20 protein-coding genes are annotated in these 22,595 nt (G+C 61.6%); 12 read left to right on the plus strand and 8 right to left on the minus strand.

Going from position 1 to position 22,595, the window contains the following annotated elements:
- Positions 1 to 36 precede the first annotated feature (36 nt).
- Complete coding sequence (locus ACJ8HB_RS12690; protein WP_223307152.1) at positions 37 to 204, minus strand: hypothetical protein; 168 nt, start codon at positions 202 to 204, stop codon at positions 37 to 39.
- A gap of 632 nt (positions 205 to 836) precedes the next feature.
- Here ACJ8HB_RS12690 and ACJ8HB_RS12695 point away from each other — a divergent pair.
- The 3 genes from ACJ8HB_RS12695 (at position 837) to ACJ8HB_RS12705 (ending at position 3,220) form a co-directional block, all read left to right on the plus strand.
- Positions 837 to 2,279 carry a GGDEF domain-containing protein gene (locus ACJ8HB_RS12695; protein WP_094860098.1) on the plus strand — a complete coding sequence of 481 codons (1,443 nt, stop codon included), beginning with the start codon at positions 837 to 839 and terminating at the stop codon, positions 2,277 to 2,279.
- Between the two features lie 105 nt (positions 2,280 to 2,384).
- Positions 2,385 to 2,735 (plus strand): DUF1428 domain-containing protein, encoded by a 351-nt coding sequence (locus ACJ8HB_RS12700; protein ID WP_094860097.1) that lies wholly within the window; start codon positions 2,385 to 2,387, stop codon positions 2,733 to 2,735.
- 11 nt (positions 2,736 to 2,746) lie between these two features.
- A complete protein-coding gene (locus tag ACJ8HB_RS12705; RefSeq protein ID WP_033634598.1) occupies positions 2,747 to 3,220 on the plus strand; it encodes a VOC family protein in 474 nt (157 codons plus the stop codon).
- On the opposite strand, the gene ACJ8HB_RS12710 is transcribed toward ACJ8HB_RS12705, so the two are convergent.
- Positions 3,217 to 3,399, minus strand: coding sequence for a hypothetical protein (locus ACJ8HB_RS12710; RefSeq protein ID WP_170943488.1), 183 nt, complete (start codon positions 3,397 to 3,399; stop codon positions 3,217 to 3,219). The two genes, ACJ8HB_RS12705 and ACJ8HB_RS12710, sit on opposite strands and share 4 nt — an antisense overlap.
- An 81-nt stretch (positions 3,400 to 3,480) precedes the next feature.
- Between ACJ8HB_RS12710 and ACJ8HB_RS12715 the strand changes: the two genes are divergently transcribed.
- From ACJ8HB_RS12715 to ACJ8HB_RS12725, 3 genes are all read left to right on the plus strand, one after another.
- The gene (locus tag ACJ8HB_RS12715) at positions 3,481 to 4,824 is read left to right on the plus strand and encodes a D-serine ammonia-lyase (protein WP_094860096.1); all 1,344 of its coding nucleotides are present in this window, start codon (positions 3,481 to 3,483) and stop codon (positions 4,822 to 4,824) included.
- 385 nt (positions 4,825 to 5,209) lie between these two features.
- Positions 5,210 to 6,565 (plus strand): MFS transporter, encoded by a 1,356-nt coding sequence (locus tag ACJ8HB_RS12720; protein ID WP_094860095.1) that lies wholly within the window; start codon positions 5,210 to 5,212, stop codon positions 6,563 to 6,565.
- 4 nt (positions 6,566 to 6,569) lie between these two features.
- Positions 6,570 to 7,748 (plus strand): 4-hydroxybenzoate 3-monooxygenase, encoded by a 1,179-nt coding sequence (locus tag ACJ8HB_RS12725; RefSeq protein ID WP_060428237.1) that lies wholly within the window; start codon positions 6,570 to 6,572, stop codon positions 7,746 to 7,748.
- A gap of 70 nt (positions 7,749 to 7,818) precedes the next feature.
- On the opposite strand, the gene ACJ8HB_RS12730 is transcribed toward ACJ8HB_RS12725, so the two are convergent.
- Positions 7,819 to 9,255 carry a 6-phospho-beta-glucosidase gene (locus tag ACJ8HB_RS12730; protein ID WP_094860094.1) on the minus strand — a complete coding sequence of 479 codons (1,437 nt, stop codon included), beginning with the start codon at positions 9,253 to 9,255 and terminating at the stop codon, positions 7,819 to 7,821.
- A gap of 130 nt (positions 9,256 to 9,385) precedes the next feature.
- Complete coding sequence (locus tag ACJ8HB_RS12735; protein ID WP_033648369.1) at positions 9,386 to 10,120, minus strand: MurR/RpiR family transcriptional regulator; 735 nt, start codon at positions 10,118 to 10,120, stop codon at positions 9,386 to 9,388.
- Between the two features lie 486 nt (positions 10,121 to 10,606).
- On the opposite strand from ACJ8HB_RS12735, the gene ACJ8HB_RS12740 reads away from it, so the two are divergent.
- From ACJ8HB_RS12740 to ACJ8HB_RS12755, 4 genes are all read left to right on the plus strand, one after another.
- The gene (locus ACJ8HB_RS12740) at positions 10,607 to 11,080 is read left to right on the plus strand and encodes a (2Fe-2S)-binding protein (RefSeq protein ID WP_033634592.1); all 474 of its coding nucleotides are present in this window, start codon (positions 10,607 to 10,609) and stop codon (positions 11,078 to 11,080) included.
- On the plus strand, positions 11,077 to 13,335 hold the full coding sequence (locus tag ACJ8HB_RS12745; protein WP_094860093.1) for a xanthine dehydrogenase family protein molybdopterin-binding subunit: 2,259 nt from the start codon (positions 11,077 to 11,079) through the stop codon (positions 13,333 to 13,335). The genes ACJ8HB_RS12740 and ACJ8HB_RS12745 overlap by 4 nt, the downstream gene beginning before the upstream one ends.
- A 27-nt stretch (positions 13,336 to 13,362) precedes the next feature.
- Complete coding sequence (locus ACJ8HB_RS12750; RefSeq protein ID WP_094860092.1) at positions 13,363 to 14,661, plus strand: c-type cytochrome; 1,299 nt, start codon at positions 13,363 to 13,365, stop codon at positions 14,659 to 14,661.
- A 69-nt stretch (positions 14,662 to 14,730) separates the two neighbouring features.
- Positions 14,731 to 15,336: a nitroreductase family protein gene (locus ACJ8HB_RS12755; RefSeq protein ID WP_033632999.1), complete on the plus strand. Its 606-nt coding sequence runs from the start codon at positions 14,731 to 14,733 to the stop codon at positions 15,334 to 15,336.
- Between the two features lie 209 nt (positions 15,337 to 15,545).
- On the opposite strand, the gene ACJ8HB_RS12760 is transcribed toward ACJ8HB_RS12755, so the two are convergent.
- Positions 15,546 to 16,439, minus strand: coding sequence for a DMT family transporter (locus ACJ8HB_RS12760; RefSeq protein WP_094860091.1), 894 nt, complete (start codon positions 16,437 to 16,439; stop codon positions 15,546 to 15,548).
- Positions 16,440 to 16,568: 129 nt separating this feature from the next.
- On the opposite strand from ACJ8HB_RS12760, the gene ACJ8HB_RS12765 reads away from it, so the two are divergent.
- A complete protein-coding gene (locus tag ACJ8HB_RS12765; protein WP_033634588.1) occupies positions 16,569 to 17,138 on the plus strand; it encodes a helix-turn-helix domain-containing protein in 570 nt (189 codons plus the stop codon).
- A gap of 123 nt (positions 17,139 to 17,261) precedes the next feature.
- Positions 17,262 to 19,187: a DUF3857 domain-containing protein gene (locus tag ACJ8HB_RS12770; RefSeq protein WP_094860090.1), complete on the plus strand. Its 1,926-nt coding sequence runs from the start codon at positions 17,262 to 17,264 to the stop codon at positions 19,185 to 19,187.
- A gap of 38 nt (positions 19,188 to 19,225) precedes the next feature.
- Here ACJ8HB_RS12770 and ACJ8HB_RS12775 read toward each other — a convergent pair whose 3' ends face one another.
- From ACJ8HB_RS12775 to ACJ8HB_RS12785, 3 genes are all read right to left on the minus strand, one after another.
- Positions 19,226 to 19,582 (minus strand): DUF1937 family protein, encoded by a 357-nt coding sequence (locus tag ACJ8HB_RS12775; protein WP_039566053.1) that lies wholly within the window; start codon positions 19,580 to 19,582, stop codon positions 19,226 to 19,228.
- 101 nt (positions 19,583 to 19,683) lie between these two features.
- The gene (eutH, locus tag ACJ8HB_RS12780; protein ID WP_039566054.1) at positions 19,684 to 20,916 is read right to left on the minus strand and encodes an ethanolamine utilization protein EutH; all 1,233 of its coding nucleotides are present in this window, start codon (positions 20,914 to 20,916) and stop codon (positions 19,684 to 19,686) included.
- Entirely contained in the window at positions 20,909 to 22,369 is a 1,461-nt protein-coding gene (locus ACJ8HB_RS12785; protein WP_094860089.1) for an FGGY-family carbohydrate kinase, read from the minus strand. The genes eutH and ACJ8HB_RS12785 overlap by 8 nt, the downstream gene beginning before the upstream one ends.
- Positions 22,370 to 22,595 lie beyond the last annotated feature (226 nt).

The raw sequence follows: 22,595 nt of genomic DNA on the forward strand, positions 1-22,595 counted from the left end.
GCGGCGGGCCGTTAAGCGACGGCCCGCCGAATGCGGCTAATACATCGACGGCTCCACCGATTGCGAACAGTCGCTGTTGGCGCTGGATTTGGTGCAGGTATAAGGCTCATTCGGCGAGGCCGAAGGCGCATTCGACGGGCCGCCACCGCCGCCGATGCACCCGCTCAGCATCAGCATCAAAAACACGAGAGTAATCTTCTTCATCTCACCGTCCTCCATTGCGATTCCTCCCTTAAGTATATGTCGGGAAAGCGAACGGCACCGCTCGGCGGTGCGATCTATACATCCTTCGATGCCTTGTTGGCGCACAACGTCGGCGAATGAGGAGGAAAAGATGCAAACCGACGACGAGTTGACCCGCTTCCAGGCAGGGCTGTGTCAACTATGACGGCGCGCGTCTGGCGGCGCTGCCGTGCGCCAGTCACTTCGCGTCGCTGCTGCGGCCGGCGTTGTTCAACCGTGCGCTGATGGATTTTCTCGCTGGTGTAGCCTTCAATGAGTGTTAAGAAGAACTATTCTTGGTATCGATAAATATTTCCAACTATAAATGTCTCCGCACATCACCCAATCTTATTTTACTTTTTAGGAACAAGACGGCGGTTTTTGCCGGTGTCAGGCCGGCTTGGGCGTGGCTGCTTCAGCAGTTTCTGCGCCAGACGAGCAACTGCCGTCAATACATTGATACACAAATATATTTTCCCTTGATGAATAAACAGGTGCTCGGGCCGCTAAAACTGGCAATAATAGGCGGGTCGGCCGCTTATCTTCTCCTCATCGTCGACGGTTGTGACACGAACAGATTGTCACCTTACACAGCAGAAGTCTCTGGATCCAAGATGCAAACCACCTCGTTGTCCGAAACCCGGAAAATCTGGCCCGCACTCACCGTCTTTTTGTTGGTGTTCGCGGCTTGCCTGCTGGGCATCGTCAGCCGTCCCGTCGGATTTTTGGCGGTATTCTGGCCGGTAAACGCCGTTCTGCTGGCGGTTCTGGTGCGCTGCCCGCAGTGGGCTACGCGCGCCGGCTGGGGCATGGCGGTGCTGGGGTATCTGGCGGCGGATCTGCTGACCGGCAGCTCGCTGCAAAAGGCGTTGCTGCTGAACGCTGCCAATCTGACCGGCGTGGTGGTGGGGTATCTGCTGTTCATGCGGCTGTCGCCGCCGGCGCGCATGCTACAGCGCGGCGCCTCCAGCATGTACCTGTTCGGTATTTGCCTGGCCGCCGCCGCCGCGACCGGTGTAGTGGGCGCGGGAGTCTCGCAGTGGCTGTTCGGCAGGCCCTATTTAACCTCGCTGGCGCTGTGGTTCTCGTCCGAATTCACCAACTACGTCACGCTGATGCCGTTTATTCTGGTGTTTCCCGCTGATTGGCGCTATCGCCTGCGCGTGGCCTGCGCCATGTTGACGCAGCGCAGCCAATGGCCGCAGGCGGGGCGGAAAATGGCGGTGTTGGCGCTGCTGGCGCTGGCGGCGGTCTGCAGCGTGCTGATCGGCGGCCCCGGCGCGGTGATCTTTCCCATGCCGGTGCTGCTGTGGCTGGCGATGTCCTTTTCGCTGTTCAGCACCATGATCGCGGTGCTGGTTTATGTGCTGTGGTGCCATCTGGCGATCGATTTCGGGTTGCTGAGCACCACGCTCGACATGAAGGTACTGCAGAACACGGTATCGATGCGTTTGGGCATCGCGCTGCTGGCGCTGGGGCCGATTGCCGTCGCCAGCATGAACTATGCGCGCAACGCGCTGTTGCGCACGCTGGAGCACGTGGCGAGTCACGATGCGTTGACCCACGTGCTGACGCGCAATGCGTTTATGCAGCGCGGCGAGCGAGTGATAGACCAGAAAGGCGAGCTGGTGTGCGTCATGATGCTCGACATCGATTACTTCAAATCGATCAATGACCGTTTCGGCCACGCCGGTGGCGATCAGGCGCTGATGGCGTTTACCCGTGCGATTGCCGCCGATCTGAGCGTCGATGATCTGTTCGGCCGCATGGGCGGGGAAGAGTTCGCCATCGTCTCGACGCTCGGCCAGCCGCAGCAGGGGGTGCAGCTGGCCGAACGGCTGCGGCAACGCATTGAGGCGGAATCGATCACCATGCCGGCCGGCCATCCGCTGCAGATCACCGTCAGCATCGGCATGGTAACCTGCCCGGGCGGTTCCGGCCACAGCCTGGCCGACCTGCTCAAACTGGCGGATCTGGCGGTATACAAAGCGAAAAACGCCGGCCGTAACCGGGTCGCCACGCCGGAATCTTGCCCGCCGAACGATCCTGACCGCTGAACTTCCGATCCGGGCCGCGCGCCCGCCGTCTAAACTGGTAGGGGGGCGCGGACTACTTTGCCCGCGCTGAACCGACTGTCCTTAATCAGACAAGAGGATATCAGAATGAAATACGTAGACGGGTTTGTGGTGGCGGTGCCGGCCGCCAATAAGGAGGCATATCACCGGTTGGCGGCCGCAGCGGCGCCGCTGTTTAAAGAGTTTGGCGCCACGCGCGTCGTGGAGTGCTGGGGCGATGACGTGCCCGACGGCAAACTTACCGACTTTCGCGGCGCGGTGAAGGCGCAGGAAGGCGAAGTGGTGGTGTTCAGCTGGATAGAGTATCCCTCCAAGGCGGTGCGCGACGCCGCCAACGAGAAAATGATGAACGATCCGCGCATGAAGGCGCTGGGCGAGATGCCGTTTGACGGCAAGCGCATGATCTTTGGCGGGTTCGCGCCGCTCCTCGATACCTGAAGGAGGCGCAGATGGCCAGAATTACGCAACATCTGTGGTTTGAAAAAGACATGGAGGCGGCGCTGAATTGCTATGTCGCGCTGATCCCCGGTTCGTCCGTGAACTGGTTTTCCGATCTGCCGGCGGATACGCCGAGCGGCCCGGCCGGCAGCGTGAAGCTGGCTTCCTTCACCCTGGGCGACCAGCGCTATGCGGCGATAGAAGCCGGGCCGTTGGATCCGTTCAACCACAGCTTCTCCGTGATGGTGGAATGCGACGATCAGGCGGAGGTCGACCGGCTGTGGGACGCGTTGTGCGTGGGCGGCGAGGCGGAGCAGTGCGGCTGGCTGCGCGATCGCTGGGGGTTGTGCTGGCAGATCGTGCCGCGGCGCCTGACCGAACTGATGAACGATCCTGACGCCGCCCGCGTGCGGCGGGTCACGGAAGCGATGCTGCTGATGGGCAAAATCGATATCGCCGGCCTGGAAGCGGCGGCGCGGGGTTAGCGGATAAAAGATGCATCAAGAGCGCAGCACGTGACGCATCGGCGCTGGTTTCCCTCGGCATTCCCGGCGGCATCGCCGCGAAAACCGGCGGTGCGCCGATTTTGCCGGGCGTGGCGGGTATTCTGATCTGGTTTGGCGTCGCGGCCGGGTAGCGCCGCGCTTGCATCAATCTGTTGCATCTCAAGCTCAGTATTTATCATTTGTCAGCCGCCGGCGTTCGCGGCATGGTGACGGCAACGCCAAATCAGTCAGGGACACTTATGCAAAAATCACAGATTCAACCGTGGGTTGCGCAGCATCCGCTGTTGCAACGAATGGTCGCCCTTGAGCCTATCACCTGGTTCAATCCGCGCGCGACAACGCTGGCCGCAGGCTTGCCCCATGTCGGCCTGACCGCCGCCGACGTCGCCGCCGCGGAGCAGCGCCTGGCGCGCTTTGCGCCTTATCTCGCCGTGGCCTTCCCGGAAACCCGGCCGACAAAGGGGATCATCGAATCCGAGCTGGTGGCGATCCCCGCCATGCAGCAGGCGTTGGACCTGCGCTATGGGCTGCGGCTTGGCGGGAAGCTGCTGCTGAAAAAGGACAGCCATCTGCCGATCTCCGGCTCAATCAAGGCGCGCGGCGGCATTTACGAGGTGCTGACGCACGCGGAGACGCTGGCGCTGGAGGCGGGGCTGCTGCAGATCGGCGACGACTACGCCCGGCTGTTTTCCGACGAGTTTCGCCAGTTCTTCCGCCAGTACCGCATCGCCGTCGGTTCGACCGGCAACCTGGGGCTCTCTATCGGCATCATCAGCGCCCGACTGGGGTTTGACGTCAGCGTCCACATGTCGGCGGATGCGCGGGCGTGGAAGAAGCAAAAGCTGCGCGACAACGGCGTCACGGTGGTGGAGTACGCCGAAGATTACGGCGTGGCGGTCGAGCAGGGGCGCAAGCAGGCGGCGAGCGATCCGCGCTGTTTCTTTATCGATGATGAAAACTCGCAAACCCTGTTTCTCGGCTACGCGGTGGCCGGCGGCCGCCTGAAGCGGCAGTTTGACCAACAGGGCATCGTGGTGGACGCACAGCATCCGCTGTTCGTGTATCTGCCGTGCGGCGTCGGCGGTGGGCCGGGCGGCGTGGCGTTTGGCCTCAAGCTGGCCTTCGGCGACCATGTTCACTGCGTTTTCGCCGAGCCGACCCATTCGCCCTGCATGTTGCTCGGCGTTTACAGCGGGCTGCACGACGGCATTGCGGTGCAGGATCTTGGCATCGATAACCGCACCGCGGCGGACGGGCTGGCGGTGGGGCGCGCCTCCGGCTTTGTCGGCCGGGCGATGGAGCGCCTGTTGAGCGCATTCTACACCCTGAGCGACGAAGAGATGTTTGCGCTGCTCGGGCTGTTGGACAAGCACGAGCATATCCAGCTGGAGCCGTCCGCGCTGGCCGGCATGGCCGGGCCGTGGCGCGTTGCGGCCCAGACGCGGCAGCTCAGCGAGCAAGGCGTGAGCACAGAGAGCCTGACGCAGGCGACGCACCTGGTGTGGGCGACCGGTGGCGGCATGGTGCCGCCGGCGGAAATGGCGAAGTACCTCGCCGCCGGGCAGGCGTCTCTGAGTCAATAAGGGCGTTTATTGCGCTCGCTCCCTTTTTAGAGGGCGAGCGCCTTTCGAAAAGCGTCTGTGCCTTCAGGCCGATGGTCAGCGCCAAACAGAGTAGCGCCAATGTTTCTGAAATGTTAATTGAATCACAAACCCTCATTCTGTGGTGACGGCAAAAATAACCTCATCCCATTAATAGTAAATAAAATTATTTTATTTACCGTCCTCTGATGTTCGTTTATCGCACGCTTATTGTTTTAACAATATTGAAGCATTCGCCGTGGGGTGGTTTGATTTAATTGTCGATTAACGAACTATGTTCCGATAATCGCACAAATTAACCCTCTTGCCGGTACGCAACCGGTTGTTCTGTGCGGTGAGGGTTGCCGCACCCCCTGAGGAGCAAGCCATGCCACACGATAACAACGTAGAAATCCGAGGGTTTATCGATGACCAGCCATTTTCTCGCTACCAGTGGTTGATACTGGTTTTGTGTTTTTTAGCGGTAGCGCTGGACGGCTTCGATACCGCCATTATCGGTTTCATTGCCACGTCGCTGGTGCAGGAATGGGGAATAGGAAAAACCTCTCTGGGGCCGGTGATGAGCGCTGCTTTGGTCGGCCTGGCGGTGGGCGCGTTGGCCGCCGGGCCGTTGGCGGATCGCATCGGGCGTAAGAAAGTGCTGGTGATCTCGCTGCTGCTGTTCGGCGGCTTCAGTTTGCTGACTGCCTTCGCCGGCTCGCTGTCGACGCTGACGCTGTTGCGTTTCCTGACGGGGCTGGGATTGGGGGCGGCCATGCCCAATGCCGCCACGCTGATGTCGGAATATGCGCCTCAGCGCTGCCGGGCTTTGATGGTGAATCTAATGTTTTGCGGTTTTCCTCTCGGCTCATCGCTGGGCGGCTTTTCTTCCGCCTGGCTGATCCCGCATTTCGGCTGGCAGAGCGTGATGGTGCTGGGTGGCGTCATGCCGCTGCTGCTGGCGCTGGTCTTGATCGCCGCCTTGCCTGAATCCGCGCGCTTTATGGTTGCGCGCGGCTATGCCGCAGAACGCATCGCCAAAGTGTTGAAGCGCATTGCGCCACTCCCAAAGACGCCGCATTTCATGTTGCAGGAAGAGGGGCAGATAAAGGCGGCCTCGCCGCTGGGGATGATTTTTTCCCGTCGCTATCTGCTGGGCACCTTGATGCTGTGCCTGACTTACTTTATGGGGTTGATGATTTTCTATCTGCTGACCAGTTGGCTGCCCCTGTTGATTCGTGAAACCGGCGCTTCCGTCACGCAGGCGTCGCTGATCACCGCGCTGTTTCCGCTCGGCGGGGGGCTTGGCGTATTGATTATCGGTTGGTTGATGGATCGCATGAACCCGCACAAGGTGGTGGCCGTCGGCTATTTGCTCACCGGTCTGTTCGTCGGCATCATCGGCTTTGTCTATAGCTACCCGCCGCTGATGGCGATCACGGTGTTCATCGCCGGCACCTGCATGAACGGCGCGCAGTCATCCATGCCGGCCCTGGCAGCCGGATTTTACCCCACCCAGAGCCGGGCGACCGGCGTGGCATGGATGCTCGGTCTCGGGCGTTTTGGCGGCATTCTGGGGGCGATGAGCGGTGGTGCGCTGATGCAGATGCAGCTGTCGTTCAGCACCATATTCACACTGCTGGCTATCCCGGCGCTGATCGCGGCGCTGGCGTTGATCGCCAAGCACCTTTCCGGCTACCCGGCGCTGTCGGCGCCGCTCAATAAAAATGCTGTGAGGGAGTAATACTATGCGCACACAGGTTGCGATAATCGGCGCCGGCCCGGCCGGCTTGATGTTGTCTCATCTGCTGCATCTGCATGGCGTGGAATCGGTGGTGTTGGAAACGCGCAGCCGGGCGGCGGTGGAATCGACCATTCGCGCCGGGGTGCTCGAACAAGGGACGGTCGATCTGCTCAACCAGGTCGGATTGGGAGAGCGGATGCGGCGGGAAGGGGCGCGGCATCAGGGGATCCGGCTGGCATTCGGTGGCCGTCAGCACCGCATCGATCTGGCGGGATTGACCGACCGCGCCGTCACCGTTTATGCCCAGCACGAAGTCTTGAAAGACCTGATCGCCGCGCGTGTGGCGGCGCAGGGGCAACTGTTTTTCGAGGTGGAGCAGGTTGAATTGAAGGCGCTGGACAGCGCGCAGCCCGAGGTTCACTACCGTCACGGAGACCAGCCGCGCCAGCTCCGCTGTGACTTCGTCATCGGATGCGACGGATTCCACGGCATCAGCCGCGCGGCGATGCCCGGCGGGCTGCGGCAGGATTACACCCGCATCTATCCGTTCGGCTGGTTCGGCATTCTGGTCGAAGCGCCGCCGTCCAGCGACGAGCTGATCTACGCCAGCCATCCGCGCGGCTTTGCGCTGATCAGCACCCGTTCGGCCGGTGTACAGCGCATGTATTTTCAGTGCGATCCGGCGGAACAGGTCGATCAATGGTCGGACGATCGCATCTGGCACGAACTGGAACAGCGGCTGGAAAACCATGAAGGCTGGGCGCTGAAAAAGGGCCGTATCTTCCAGAAAAACGTGGTCGGCATGCGCAGCTTCGTTACAGAACCGATGCGTTACAGGCGCCTGCTGCTGGCGGGCGACGCGGCGCATATCGTGCCGCCGACCGGCGCCAAAGGGCTGAATCTGGCGATGGCCGATGTCTGCCTGTTGTCCCAGGCGCTGGAAACGTTTTACCGGCGAGGCGACTGGCAACGGTTGGACGAGTACAGCGACACCGCCTTGCAGCGGGTCTGGCGCGCAGAGCATTTTTCCTGGTGGATGACCCACATGCTGCATACCCGTCGGGACGACACGCCTTTCGAGCATCGGCTGCAACTGTCAGAATTGCAGTACACGGTGAAATCGCGCAGCGCCATGACGATGCTGGCGGAGAATTATGTCGGGGCGCCATTCCCGGCACTATAAACGAAAATGCCCATGCCGTGAGGCATGGGCGGCGTGCGGCGAGCAGGGCCCCCTGATTGCCTGCGTGCGGTTACAGCTGTTCGCCGTTGCTGGCGATCACCCGGCGGTACCAGTCGAAGCTCTTCTTGCGCGAGCGCTCGAGCGTGCCGGTGCCGTCGTCGTGTTTGTCGACGTAGATGAAGCCGTAGCGTTTGCTGTACTCGCCGGTGGTGAACGACACGCAGTCGATACAGCCCCACGGCGTGTAGCCGATCAGGTCTACGCCGTCTTCAATCACCGCTTTCTTCATTTCTTCGATATGGGCGCGCAGATAGTCGATGCGGTAGTCATCGTTGATCCGGCCGTCCGCTTCCACCTTGTCGAAGGCGCCGAAGCCGTTCTCCACGATAAACAGCGGCTTCTGATAGCGCTCATACAGCACGTTCAGCGAATAGCGCAGCCCGACCGGATCGATCTGCCAGCCCCAGTCGGAGGCCTTGACGTGCGGGTTCGGCACGTTGCCCGGGAAGCCGAACATGCCGTCGCTGCCGTCCACCGCGTTAGCCTGCAGGGCGTTGCTCATGTAATAACTGAAACCGATGTAGTCGGTGCAGCCCTCGCGCAGGATCTGCGCGTCCTGCGGCTGCATCTCGATCTTCAGCCCTTTGCGTTCCCAATCGCGCAGCAGGTAGCTTGGGTAGTAGCCGCGCATCTGCACGTCGGTATACAGATAGCGTTGGTGCATCGCTTCCACGGCGTACATCACGTCGTCCGGCTTGCAGGAGTACGGGTAGAACGGCACGCAGGCCAGCATGCAGCCGATCTTGAATTCCGGGTTGATCTGATGGCCGAGTTTGACCACCTGCGCGCTGGCGACGAACTGGTGGTGCAGCACCTGATACAGCGCCTGTTCCGGGTTGTCTTCCCGGGTGTAATCCACGCCGGAGCAGCAGTAGCCGAACAGCGGATAGCGGTAGTTGCTCTGGTTGTTGATCTCGTTGAAGGTCATCCAGTACTTCACTTTTTCGCGGTAGCGGCGCATCACCACCTCGCTGAAGCGCACGAAGAACTCCACCACCCGGCGATTTTTCCAGCCGCCGTAGGCCTTCACCAGATGGTAAGGCATTTCGAAGTGCGACAGGGTGATCACCGGCTGGATGCCGTATTTCAGCAGTTCGTCGAACAGGTCGTCGTAAAACTGCAGGCCGGCTTCGTTCGGCGCCGCTTCGTCGCCGTTCGGGAAGATGCGCGTCCAAGCGATGGAGGTGCGGAAGCATTTGAAGCCCATCTCGGCGAACAGCGCCACGTCCTGCTTATAGCGGCCGTAGAAATCCACCGCTTCGTGGTTGGGGTAGCGATAGCCGTCGAGCACGCCGTCAGTCATCACGCGATCCACGCCGTGCGAGCCGCCGGACAGCACGTCGGCGATGCTGGGCCCTTTGCCGCCCCGATCCCAACCGCCTTCAACCTGGTGCGCGGCGACCGCGCCCCCCCACAGAAAATCCTTCGGCAACTGTTTCATCGTCAATGTCTCATCGGTTTATTTAATGAAGGGTAATAACGCTGCGTTGAGAATAGAGTAGCAAGAGCGAAAGAAATGTCACGATATAACAAATTACCGTGGAAAGTGATTTGTCACAATAAAAAAACAGCCTGTTTTATTTGGCCGAATTAATATGCCCAAGCCGTTTGCCGATGGTTTCAATAATGTAAAGCACGGGGATCTGCGTGGTGATATTGTGATGCCCGCCGATCAAATGCTGCGGAACGTGGTAGGAGAGGTTGAAGTCCGCCAGCCGCGCCAGCGAAGAGGTTTCGTTGTTGGTAATGCTGATGATCTTGCAGTGGTGCAGGCTGAACTGGCTGGCCAGCCGCAGGATCTCTTCGGTTTCGCCGGTAACCGACAGCACGATCGCCACCGCGTTTTTATACATGTCGCTGTTGACAGGATAATAAGGGTCGTCGATATGAGTGCTGAATTTCCCAACGTTGGAAAAAAAGCGCGCGCCATATTTCCCCAATGCGCCTGAGGTGCTGATGCCGACGAAAATAATTCGCTCGGCGGCGGCGATATGCTGCACCGCCTGATCGATCAGCTGATTAAACTCATCGTTGCTGACGCTTTTAAAAAAGCTGAGGATTTCGCCGATGCCGGAATCGACCGGCGGCGCATCGCTCTGTTCGAGATACAGCTTGAAACGGATGCGAAATTCCGAATAGCCGTCACAGCCCATTTTCTTGCAAAACCGCAGCACGGTGGTGGTGGACACGCCGGCGGCCTCGGCCAGCTCGCGGATGGTCATGTACATGACTTGATTCTTGTGTTTGCTGACGTAGTTATAAACCATCAGCTCCAGGGCGTTGAGCTCGGCGATTGCTTTATGGGTAAACATGAGTCGGTCCGGCGGCTGAAAACGGGAAGCTTATCTGCGGCTTAACATAGCAAAATTCACCGCCGCTGGCACTGCCGGGCAAAAAGAAAAGCCGCACCAGTCAGGCGCGGCCCAGGGTTCACGACGAACAAATAAAGCAAAACGTTCCGGAAGACATGCCATGAAAACGCGTTTCATCACACCGGGTTAGCATAAGTCAGCGGATCCCGGCGGCAAAATGCCGGTTTCTGCTTTCTAAAGTGAAAGATCGGCAAAGTTATGGCGCCGAGGCCGCGTTGGCGAACGCCAATAATCACGGGGAGCAATCATAAAACCGAGCTTATCTATAGGAAATTTATAGAAAATACCCACTTTTCGTTAAAGCCATGACGGCTACATTCCCTTAACATTATCAAGTCTTTTGATGATAATTATTAGCACGCTGTGCAATTATTCGTCGCAGTGATGTTACGGATTAAATCCGTTTGCTTAAGGGATAGTTTCACCATGGAAATCAATGTTAACGGCCGGGTGGTTCCACTCGGCGATATCTCGCCCGAGACCCCGCTGCTGTATGTTTTACGCAACGATCTGCAATTGAACGGCCCCAAATACGGCTGCGGCCTGGGGGAGTGCGGCGCCTGCACGGTGCTGATCGACGGCGTCGCCGCACGCTCCTGCTCAATGCCGCTGTCCGCCGTAGGAAACAAATCCGTCACCACGCTGGAAGGCCTGGGCACCGCGGAAGCGCCGCATCCGGTACAGCAAGGGTTTATCGATGAGCAGGCGGCGCAGTGCGGTTACTGCGCCAACGGCATGATCATGACGCTGGTCGCGCTGTTCGAACGGGAGCCGCAGGCCGACGAACAAACCATCAAGAAAGAATTGGCCTACAACCTGTGCCGCTGCGGCACGCATATCGAGATCTTGCACGCCGCCGAGCGCGCCCGCGATCTGCTGGCCGCGCGGAGGCAAGCATGAGCCGCCTCGAACTGACCCGCCGCCAGCTGCTGCAGGCCGGCGGTGTGGTGATGGTCAGCAGCCTGCTGCCTGCGCCATTGAGCGCCTTCGCCGCCGAGTCGGTTGCATCGCCCGCCGATCTGCCGCTGGATCGGGTGGACAGCTTTATCAGCCTCAGCGCCGACGGCCGGGTGACGGCGTTCAACGGCCACGTCGATCTGGGCACCGGCATTCGCACCGCGCTGGCGCAGATCGTCGCCGATGAAATTTGCGTGCCGTTTGATCACGTCACGATGATCCTTGGCGATACGCAACGCACGCCGGATCAGGGGCCGACCATCGCCAGCGCCACCCTTCAGGTGACCTCAGTGCCGCTGCGGCAGGCGGCGGCGCAGGTGCGGCACCTGCTGACGGCGCTGGCGGCCAAAGCCTTCGAACTGCCGGCCGAACAGCTGACGGCGGCGGCGGGGCAGGTATTTGTGACCAGGAACCCAGGGCGATCGCTGAGCTATGCGCAGCTGGCGAGTGGACAAAATCTGCACGTGATGCTGGATAAAAACGTGCAGTTGAACAGCGAACGGCAGAACCACTATGTGGGCCGCGCCGTGCCCCGGGTCGATATTCCGGCCAAGGTCAGCGGTGGGCTGACCTACGTCCACGACCTGCGCTTGCCCGGCATGCTGCATGGCCGCGTGGTGCGCCCGCCATACGTAGGCGCCGACAGCAGCGCGCCGTTGGGCGGCGGCCTGCTGTCGGTGGATGAAAGCTCGATCGCGAACCTGCCGGGCATCGTGAAACTGGTGGTGATCAACGATTTCATCGGCATCGTGGCCGAGCGCGAGGAGCAGGCGATCGCCGCCATGCGCCAACTGAAAACCGAATGGAAACCCTGGGCCGGGTTGCCGGATCTGTCGCCGGAAGCGCTGCCCGCCGCGCTGGAGGCCAATCCGAAAACCGACCGCGTGCTGCGCGACGACGCGGGCACTGACGCCGCGCTGGCATTGCTGCATACCGCAGTGCAGGCCGACTATGTCTGGCCTTACCATCAGCACGCCTCGATCGGCCCTTCCTGCGCGGTGGCGGAAGTCAAAGACGGGCGGGCGCAGGTGTGGTCCGGCACGCAAAACCCGCACGATCTGCGCAAAGACATCGCCAGGCTGCTCGAGCTGCCGCCTGGGCAGGTGCACATCACCCGCATGGAGGCCTCCGGCTGCTATGGCCGCAACTGCGCCGACGACGTCTCGGCGGACGCGGCGCTGCTGGCGCGGGCCACCGGCCGGCCGGTGCGCGTGCAGCTGATGCGCGAACAGGAATCCGGTTGGGAGCCGAAGGGCACCGGCCAGCTGATTCGGGTGCGCGGTGGCCTCGACGCGCAAAACCGGGTGGCGGCCTACGAATTGAAAACCAGCTATCCCTCCAACAATGCCGTGACCTTGCCGCTGGTGTTGACCGGCAAAGTAGCCAACCGAGCCGACGTGCAGCAGATGGGCGATCGCACCGCCATTCCGCAATACGAGTATCCGCACATGCGGGTGATCTGCCAGGACGCCGCGCCGATCGTGCGGGCTTCGTGGATGCGCGGCGTTTCTGCGCTGCCCAACGTGTTCGCCCATGAGTCCTGGATCGACGAGCTGGCCTGGCGCGCCGGCGAGGATCCGATCGCGTTTCGTTTGCGCTATCTGAACGATCCGCGCGCGGTGGCCTTGATTGAAGCCCTGAAACGGCAGGCGAACTGGCAAGACGGCCCGGCGCACCGCTCGCGCGCCGCCGGCGCCGAAGTGGTGAGCGGCCGCGGCTTCGCCTATGCGCGCTATTTTCACAGCAAATTCCCCGGCTTCGGCGCCGCCTGGGCGGCCTGGGTGTGCGATCTCAGCGTCAACCGCCGCTCCGGGCAGATCACGCTCGATAAAATCTTCGTGGCGCATGACTGCGGCCGCATGATCAATCCGGCCGGGGTGCGCCATCAGGTGCACGGCAACGTCATCCAGTCCGCCAGCCGGGTGCTGAAAGAGTTTGTGACCTTCAACGAGACGGGGGTGACGTCATTAGACTGGGGCGGCTATCCGATCCTGCGCTTCGACGAACTGCCGCAGATCGATATCCAGCTGATCGATCGCTCGGAGGAAGCGCCGATGGGCGCCGGTGAATCCGCCTCGGTGCCGAGCGCGGCGGCGATCGGCAACGCGCTGTTTGACGCGCTCGGCGTGCGCCTGCGCGAGGTGCCGTTTACGCCGGCGCGGGTGTTTGCCGCGCTGCGCGCCCAGGCCGGCCATTAATCCCCGTCACGAACAAGGACAGCAAAGATGAGTAAGATGAAAAAGATCGCCGGGTGGGGCGGGGTTACGGTGCTCGCCGTGGTGGTGGCCGGCGTTGTCGCCAGCTGGCAACCGGAAATCGCGCCGCTCGCCGCCGACGCGACGCACAGTTTCAGCGAGGCGCAGATCGCGCGCGGCAAAACGCTGGCCGATCTTGGCGATTGCGCGGTGTGCCACACCCGTTCGGGCGGCGAGCGCAACGCCGGCGGGCTGGCGATGGCGATCCCCTTCGGCACCATTTACACCACCAACATCACGCCGGACGTGGAAACCGGCATCGGCAGCTGGAGCTACGCGGCGTTTGAACGCGCCATGCGCCACGGCGTCGATCGCCAGGGCCGCTACCTTTATCCGGCGTTTCCCTATACCGCCTTTACCCGCACGAGTGACGACGATCTGCAGGCGCTGTACGCCTACCTGATGTCGCAACCGCCGGTCAACTATCGGCCGCCGGCCACCGATCTGCACTTTCCGTTCAATATCCGCCAGGGCATCTTCGCCTGGAACCTGCTGTTCCTGACGCCGGGCGCGATGCAGGAAAACCCGGCCCAAAGCGCCGCCTGGAACCGCGGCGCTTATCTGGCCGAAGGGCTGGGGCACTGCAGCGCCTGCCACTCGCCGCGCAACGTGCTGTTCGGCGAGAAAACCGGTAGCGACCACCTGGCCGGCGGCGTGGCGGAAGGCTGGACGGCGCCGGCGTTGACCGGCCGCTCGCCCGCGCCGCTCGATTGGACGCAGCAGGATCTGGTCGATTTCATGCGTACCGGCTACTCGGCCAACCACGGCGTGGCCGCCGGCCCAATGGCGCCGGTGATCGAAGAAGGGTTGTCCCGCTTGCCGCAGGCCGATCTGCAGGCGATCGCCGTCTATCTGCGCAGCTATCATCCTGAAACGGCGGCGGGCGCGACGGCGGCCACGTTGAACGCTGAGGCGGAGCGGCAGGTGGAGCCCCTGAGCTCGCAAGGCGCGCGGCTGTTTTCCGGCGCCTGCATGGCTTGTCATGCGCAGGAAAAGGGCGCGCAGATGGCGGGGGTGTGGCCTTCTCTGGCGCTGAACACCAACCTGTTCGCCGAGGCGCCGGACAACGCCATTCGCGTGGTGCTGGATGGCATACAGCGGCCGGCGAACGCCGAACTGGGCTATATGCCGGGCTTCCGCCATAACCTGGATGACGCGCAGATCGCCATCCTGCTCAACTATCTGCGGCAGCACTACGCCGGTCAGGCACCGTGGCCCGATCTGACCGCGCAGGTCAGCCGTTTGCGCGCCGAAACCGCGCAGAAATAGCCGCCGGGGGCTGGACAGCCGCGTCGCGTTGGCGACAATAGGATCTTTCACATGGACAGGGGCAGTAAAATGAATACGTTAGACGCAATCCGCCAGCGCCGCGCCACCAAACAGTTTGATGCGCAGCACGTGATGACGCTCGAAGAGAAAAAAGCGTTGCTGACTATCGCGCTGCAGGGCGCACCCAGCGCTTTTAACCTGCAGCACTGGCGCCCGCTGCTGATCGAAGATCGCGCCCAGCGCGAGAAAATTCGCGAAGCGGCGTGGGGGCAGGCACAGGTCACCGATGCGTCGATGCTGGTCGTGCTGTGCGGCGATCTGTCGAGCTGGGAGTCACAGGTAAAAAACGTCTGGGCCGAGGCGGCGGAGCCGGTACAGCAGTTCATGATCCCGGCCGTCGATCAGTATTATCGCGGTAAGCCGCAGGTGCAGCGCGACGAAGTGATGCGCAGCAGCGGTATCTTCGCCCAGACGCTGATGCTGGCGGCCAAGGCGCAGGGCTACGACTCTTGCCCGATGGACGGGTTTGATTTCGACGCCGTGGGCGAGATCATCAACAAACCGGCGCACTATCAGATCGCGCTGATGGTCGCCATCGGCAAGGCGGCGGGGCAGCCTTATCCGCGCATCGGCAAACTGCCGTTCGACGAGGTGGTGAAAACCGATCGCTTCTGAGCTGGGCGGTGAATGACAAAAGGGAAGGCTTGCGCCTTCCCTTATTTTATTGCGACGCACAGTTCGTTCCAGTAGCTGAAACGGATGCGCCGTTGCAGGCGGTGATACCACATGGCCAACTCCTTCTACCCTACACGGTGTAAATAAATAACACCGCGCCGGGCGCAAGACGAATGCCTTATTGTGCATAGCTTGCCCGCCGGACGGGATTAACCGGTTTTATCAGCCCGCCGGGCGACCGGCGAGAGCCGCCAGCCGAAGTTCATGCCCGCTGCGGCGCCCAGGATCGCCAGCGTGCCCAGCAGCTGTAACAGACTGAGGCGGTGGCCGAACGCCGCCCAGTCCACCACGATCGCCACCGCCGGGTAGATGAACGACAGGGCGCCGACCAGAGAGGTGGGGATCTTCTGAATGGCGCCGTACAGCAGCGTGGACATCAAGCCGGTATGCACCAGGCCGAGGGTCGCCAGCAGCAGCCAGTCGATCGGGGCCGCAGGCGGCGTGGCCAGGCCGGCGAACGGCGCCATCACCAGCGCGCCGACGGTCAGCTGAATCAACACGATCAGCTGCGGCTGCAGCGCGGCCAGCTGTTTGACGATCGCCGCCGCAATGGCGTACATCAGGGCTGCGCCCAACGCCAGCGCCACGCCGAGCAGATAGTCATCGCCGCCGCCGTTTTGCCGGCCGGTGACGATCAACACCATTCCCGCGAACGCCAGCAGAAGCCAGCCCAGCCGATTAGCCGTCAGCTTTTCGCCGAACAGCAGCGCCCCCAGCGCCACCAACATGAACGGCTGAACGTGGTAGGTAACGGTGGCGACCGCGATCGAGGCATGCGCATAGGCGGCAAACAGCAGCGTCCAGTTGAGCACCAGGGCGATCCCCCCCAGAATGGCGAAGCTCAGCTGGCGCCGGTTGATCGCGCCTGATTTCAGCTGACCGAGTGCGGCGCAGGTCGCCAGCATGGCCAGCGCGCCGAACGCGCAGCGCCAAAACACCACCGTCGCGGGCGGCTGCCCTAAAACGAGCACCGGCCACCCCACGGTGCCGGAGATGGTCATGGCGAGGATCATTTGCACTGCGCCGCGCGTTTTCGTTTTCATGTGGTTTCCCTCGTTGCCTGCCCGCACTTGCGGCAAAGCGGTTCAATCATTAAAATGAACAATCGAACATTATGATGAACATGAATACGAGCGTTCGTCAAGTCGAACAAATGGATGGTATAGCGAACAATGAGCGATAGCCTAATGCAGAACATCACGCCGATCGGCCTCTTGTCGGCGGCGATCCGCCGCGAGCGGGAGCGAGTGAACCTGTCCGTCACCGAACTGGCGAAGCGCGCGGGCATCGCCAAGTCCACGCTGTCGCAGCTGGAAGCCGGCAGCGGCAATCCCAGCCTGGAAACGCTATGGGCGCTGGCGATGGCGCTGGATGTGCCGGTCAGCCGGCTGATTTCACAGCCGAGCAGGCAGGTGCAGGTGATCCGCGCCCATGAGGGTACGCCGGCGCTGTCGGAGCAGGGCAACTACGCCGCCACGCTGCTGGCCACCTGCCCGCCGGGGGCGCAGCGCGACATTTACCGGCTGCGGGTGCAGCCCGGAGAAGCCAAGCTTTCCCGGCCGCATCCTCCCGGCACCGTCGAGCATGTGATTATCAGCAGCGGGCGCGCGCGCCTGGGGCCGGCAGACCAGCCGCAGGAGCTGAGCGCCGGCGATTACATCAGCTATTCCGCCGATCGCGAGCACGTTTTCGAAGCGCTGGAGCCGGAGACCACCGCCGTGATGCTGATCGAACAGGGCTAACCTGGGCGTTGACGGTTCGTTTATTGAAAATGATTCTCAATTATATTAGTGTGCCCGCCTGTTTTGACGCCGGGACGGGCGCGTAGCCCGGCGTCGCCGTTTATTGCCCTTCAAGGACCGAAGATGAAAATCGCTATTCCTTCCCTGCTGTTATTCGCCGGTTTGACGGCGACGCACCCGGCCACCGTGTTGGCCGTCGCACCGCCCGCCGCGGCGGATCAGGGCCAGAACGACACGGCCAACAACGATTTCAGCTTCGTGCGCTATCGCGCGGATTACCGCGTCAACGCCAACGCCACCAACGTGAAGACGGAAAGCTACGAAGTGCTGCTGAAGACCAAGGCGGCGGTCGAGAAATTCAGCCAGATCCGCCTGAGCTACAGTGAAAAAATGGAAACGCTGGAGGTGGTCGCCGCTTATACGCTGACCGCCGACGGCCAGCGCCACGACGTGGCGCCCGATCGCATCTATACCCAGGAGAGTTACTCCAGCGCCACGGCGCCGCTGTATGCCGACCGTAAAGTGCGCGTCATCGTGTTCTCCAACCTGGCGCCGGGATCGCGCGTGGTGTATGAGCTGCGCCGCACGCAAAACACGCCGTATTTCCCCGACTATTTCGGCCTGTGGGAGACGTTCAGCGTTTTCGATCAGTTCGACGATGCCGAAGTGACTCTGCAGGCGCCGGCCAAGCTGCCGATGCATATTTTCACGCGCGGCGTGGCGGGCGGAGACCAGCCGCAGATCCGTGACGGGCAGGCGCACTGGCGCTGGCATTATTCACGCAGCGCGCCGATGAAATCGCAAAACTGGGCGGCGGACAGCTGGACCTTCAGCCCGACCATCATGGCCAGCACCTACCGCGAGTGGCCGCAGTTGGCCAAGGCCTACCAGCTGAAGGCCGGCGCGGCGGCGCAGGTGACGCCGGGCATCCAGGCGTTGGCGGACAACATCACCGCCGGCATCAGCGATCGGCGCGAGCAGGCGGAGGCCCTCTATCGCTGGGTGGCGCAAAACATTCGTTACGTGGCGGTGTATCTGGGCAACGGCGGGCTGGAGCCGAATTCGGCGCAGAGCATTCTCGACAACCACTACGGCGACTGCAAGGATCACGTGGTGATCCTGGAGGCGCTGCTCGCCGCCAAAGGCATTGCAAGCTCGCCGGTGCTGATCGGCATGGACGAAGGCCCGATACTGCCTAAAGTGCCGCTGCTCAGCCGCTTTAATCACGCCATCACCTACGTGCCGGAATTCAAACTGTACCTGGATTCCACCAATCCGTGGGCGCGCTTCGGGCAACTGCCGGAAGGCGATCTGGGGGCGCCGGTGCTGCTGACGCGCGACGCCAAACTGGCGCGTACGCCGGGCAGCGACGAGCAGCCGGTCAAGAGCGCGCTGAGCGTCGATTTCGTGTTCGACAAAGCGGGCAATCTGCACGGGCAAACCGAGCGTCGGCTGAGCGAAGTGGAAGAGATTGATCTGCGGGGCTACTTCTCGCAGATCAACCGGCAGAACCGGGCGCAGGCCGAAGCGTCTATCATGTCCGCCTCCGGCATCGACGGCAGCGGCGAGGTGGCGATGAACAGCGATCCGCTGGATCTCAAAAAACAGTTCGGTTACCGCTTCCGCTTCAAGGCGGACGACTACGTCGATTTCGGCGTGGTGGGCGGCATGACGCTGCCGAATCCGCCCGGCGGCAAATCGTTCCGCACGCTGTACACCACCACGGCGGCGCCGGGCAACGAAACGCCGTTCTACTGCAGCGCGCAGCGCTACGACGAAACCTACCGTCTGCAGCTGCCGGCCAACGTGCCGATCATCGCCATTCCGCAAGACAGGCAGTTCCGCAATGCGGCGGGCGACTATCGCGTGGCGTGGCGGCGCGACGGGCAGCAGGTGATCGTCAATCATCAGCTGCAGGTGAACGCCATTCGCGGCAAGGAGGCGCTGTGCCAGGCGCAGGATTACCCGGCGTTCCGCGAGCTGTTCCAGCAGGTGCGGCGCGGTTTCCGCGGCCAGGTGGTGTACGGCGAATTGGCCACCGGCAAGTAAGCCGATGCCCCGTCGCGCTAAGCGGCGGGGCGCACGCCTCAGTTGAACTCGCCCGCGACCTCGGACCACAGGCTGACGCGGCAGCCGCGTGCGGCGAAATAGTCCATTTCGCGCTTGATGCCGCCGCTCTCTTGCCAACCCGGCAAATCGAGCACGATCAACTCATCCATCGCCGCCATGAACAGGGCGTCGATCGGCGCCCACAGCCTGCCGATGGCGGTTTTGTCGAGCTCTTGCAAACACAGGTTGATCGGATGCGACATGCTGACCTGGCTAAAAACGGCGCTGCCGGCGCGCACGATAGCGGCGGCGACCTCGTTGCACGCTATAAAGCGTTGCTGCACGACGTTGGCGTCGGCGTGGCTGTAGGGGCAGGCCAAAAATATCTTTCTCATTACCGTTTTCTCTCTCAATAACTAGAACGTGGGGGGAAAAAAAGGGCGCAGCTTTCCCGTGAGGCGGCGCCCCGTTTATTTTTTATGGTGCAGGGATAAATTCAGCGAGCGGCGGCGGCGATGGCCGTCGCTTGCCTTTGCGTCTGTTCTTTTTCCAGCAATTCGGCTTCCGGCACCGAGATCTTGATGGCGATCAGCACGGCAATCATGCCGCCGAGGAATTTACCCATCATGATCGGCAGCACCAGCGAAGGTTGGAAGTTGGCGGTAAACGCCAGGTGATCGCCCAACGTGGCCTGCGCACAGATGCCGAAGGCGACGCACAGCACCTTATCGCGCGCCCGCATGCCTTTGAACAGGTGATAAACCGCGATGATATTGGCCAACACCATAATAAAGCCCAGCGCGCCGGTATCTGATAAGCCGAGTTTTTTGCCGATGAAATGCATCGGCTTGCGGCAATAGCGCTGGAACAAATAACAAATGGGGAATGTGCCCGCCAACATAATGCCGATGTAACCGGCAATCTCGATGGCGCGGAATAATTCGTCTTTGTCGGCGAATAACGGATCGAATACCCAGCCGCCGAAGACCTTTTTAAACACGCCGGTGAAATGCTCGATAATGCACAGCGCCAGCACCAGTTTGATAAAGGCGTCCGCCGCCTTGCCGAAGATCAGGAACCCCTTCACCATGGCCGCCGGCCGCAGCTTCAGGCCCAGCGCCAGCAGGAAACACAGGACGAACAGCGGCGACAGCAGCCGCAGCGCCTGCAGGAAGTCCAGCTGCAGGTAGTGCGCGGCGGGCGAGGTGGTGGAAATGATCTCCCTGACCGGCAGGTTATTGAAGGTGATGGTCACCAGGGCGATCAGCACGGCGAACGGAATGCTGATCAGGCCCGCCATCGCGCCCAGCGCCAGATATTTATGGTCGTCGCGGTTCAGCATGATAAGCCCGACCGGGATCAGGTACACGATGCTGGCGCCGGAGGTGTACCCCACCAGCATGGCGACGATCCACATGTCGCGGTTGGCGGCGATGGCGTCGGCCAACTGATAGCCGCCCATGTCCACGGCGATCACCGCCAACGCCGCGATTGAGGCGTCGGAGCCCAGCGCCGAGAAGAAGGGGCCGATGCTGTGCATGATCAGGTAAGAGATGATCGGGATCGCCGCCATGATACCTGCCTGGGCGAGAAACACCGGGCCGATGGCGTGAATGCCGTTGACGAACTCGCGCCCCAGTTCACCTTCCGGTTTGACGATCGACGCCAGCGCGCCGATCAGGGTGCCGGCCATGATGATATAGATGATGAAATTACCGAACTCAGCCATGGTGCTCCTCCTGCGATGAACGTAAGCCGCGCGAGCGCGCGATGATTTCCTGATAGCGGGCGAACCAGACCGCCATATCGACCTCGGCGGGCTCCGTCACTTCATAGCGGTTGAGCACCTTGAGCGGCTGTTCCATACCCAGCCCTTTACGCGCCAACTGCGCCACGCCCTGAGCGGTGATCTCTTTGTTGGCGGACGTGACGATGCGCTTTTGGATCAGGTTGGCGAGGAACTGCGTGAAATAGCGGTTGGCGGACAGACCGCCGTCCACCGAAATGCTGTCGCCGATCGGTTTCAACTTATCCATGGCGTTGATCACCTCGGCGGAACGCATGGCGATGCCTTCGAGGATCGACTGCAGCAGATCCTTGCGTTCGGTTTCCAGCGACAGGCCGGCCCACACCCCGGCGGCGGAGCGATCCCAATACGGGCAGGCCAGCCCGGAAAGCGCGGGCACAAAGGCCAGGCCGCGCGCGATGGCCGGCTGGGCCGGAAAATCGCCGAATTCATCGAAGTCGTTGAACAGGCCGATCTTTCTCGCCCAGTTAATGGCGGAGGCTGCGTTATAAACGCCGCCGTCCAAGCCATACACCGGCTCGCTGCCGGGCAGCTTCCAGCACAGTGTGGGCAACAGGCCGGACTCGCCGGCGTCGATCGGGCGCGGCCCGGTGATCGCCTGTAAAAAGGCGCCGGTACCGAAGGTGATCTTCATCTGCCCCGGTTGATGGCAGCCGTGGCCGTATGTGCCGGCAAACTGGTCGACGATGCAGGCCGACAGCGGCACCGGCTTGCCGTTGAGCGCCACGTCGCCGAAGTGGCCGATGTTGTCTCTGACCTCGGGCAGGCTGTCGATCGGCACGCCGAACAAACGGCACAGCTCCTCGTCCCACTGCAGGGTATGGATGTTGAACAACGAGGTGCGCGAGGCCGAGTTATAGTCGGTGAGATGCCGGCCGCACAGGTGGAACAGGAAGAAGGCGTCCATGGTGCCGAGCCGCAGGCGGCCGCGTTGCGCCAGCTGCCTGGCCCCCGGGGCGTTGTTCATCAGCCAGCCCATCTTGCTGGCGGAGAAGTAGGTATCGAGCGGCAGGCCGGTTTTCGCCATCACCAGCGGTTCGACGCCTTCGCGTTTCAGGCGCTGGATCTCCGGCTCGGTGCGCTGATCTTGCCAAACGATGGCGTTGTACAGCGGCAGGCCGCTGTCGGCGTCCCAGGCCAGCAGGCTTTCGCCCTGATGCCCCAAACCGATGGCGTCCACCATGTCGCACTGGCTGAGACAGCGGCGGATATTCGCCAAAATCTCCAGGGCGTCGTGTTCCACCCAGCCCGGATTGGGGGTGATCTGCTTGTGCGGCATGCTGGCCGGCGAATGGTGCCTGCCGTCTTCGCCGAACACCACGACCCGGGTGCCGGTGGTTCCCTGATCAATCGCGGCATAACGTTGATTCATCATTGCTTCGCTCTCTTATAGGTTTTGTTTTTTATTGTGCCTGGTGTTGGTTGTGTGACTGTTTTAATAATCTATCTTCAATTTCACACATTAAAGCAACATAAATCACAAGATAAAATAACCCCGCGTGATCGACCTCATACTTTTTGCTTATCACCCCATTCTGCCGCTTTTTTTTGGGAGTTATGTTGTTTTTGTCATTTCAAATGCGGTTATTGTGTGGTTTTAT

Origin of the sequence: Serratia sp. CY27727 (assembly GCF_052169275.1) — a bacterium.
Taxonomy (GTDB): Bacteria; Pseudomonadota; Gammaproteobacteria; order Enterobacterales; family Enterobacteriaceae; genus Serratia; species Serratia sarumanii.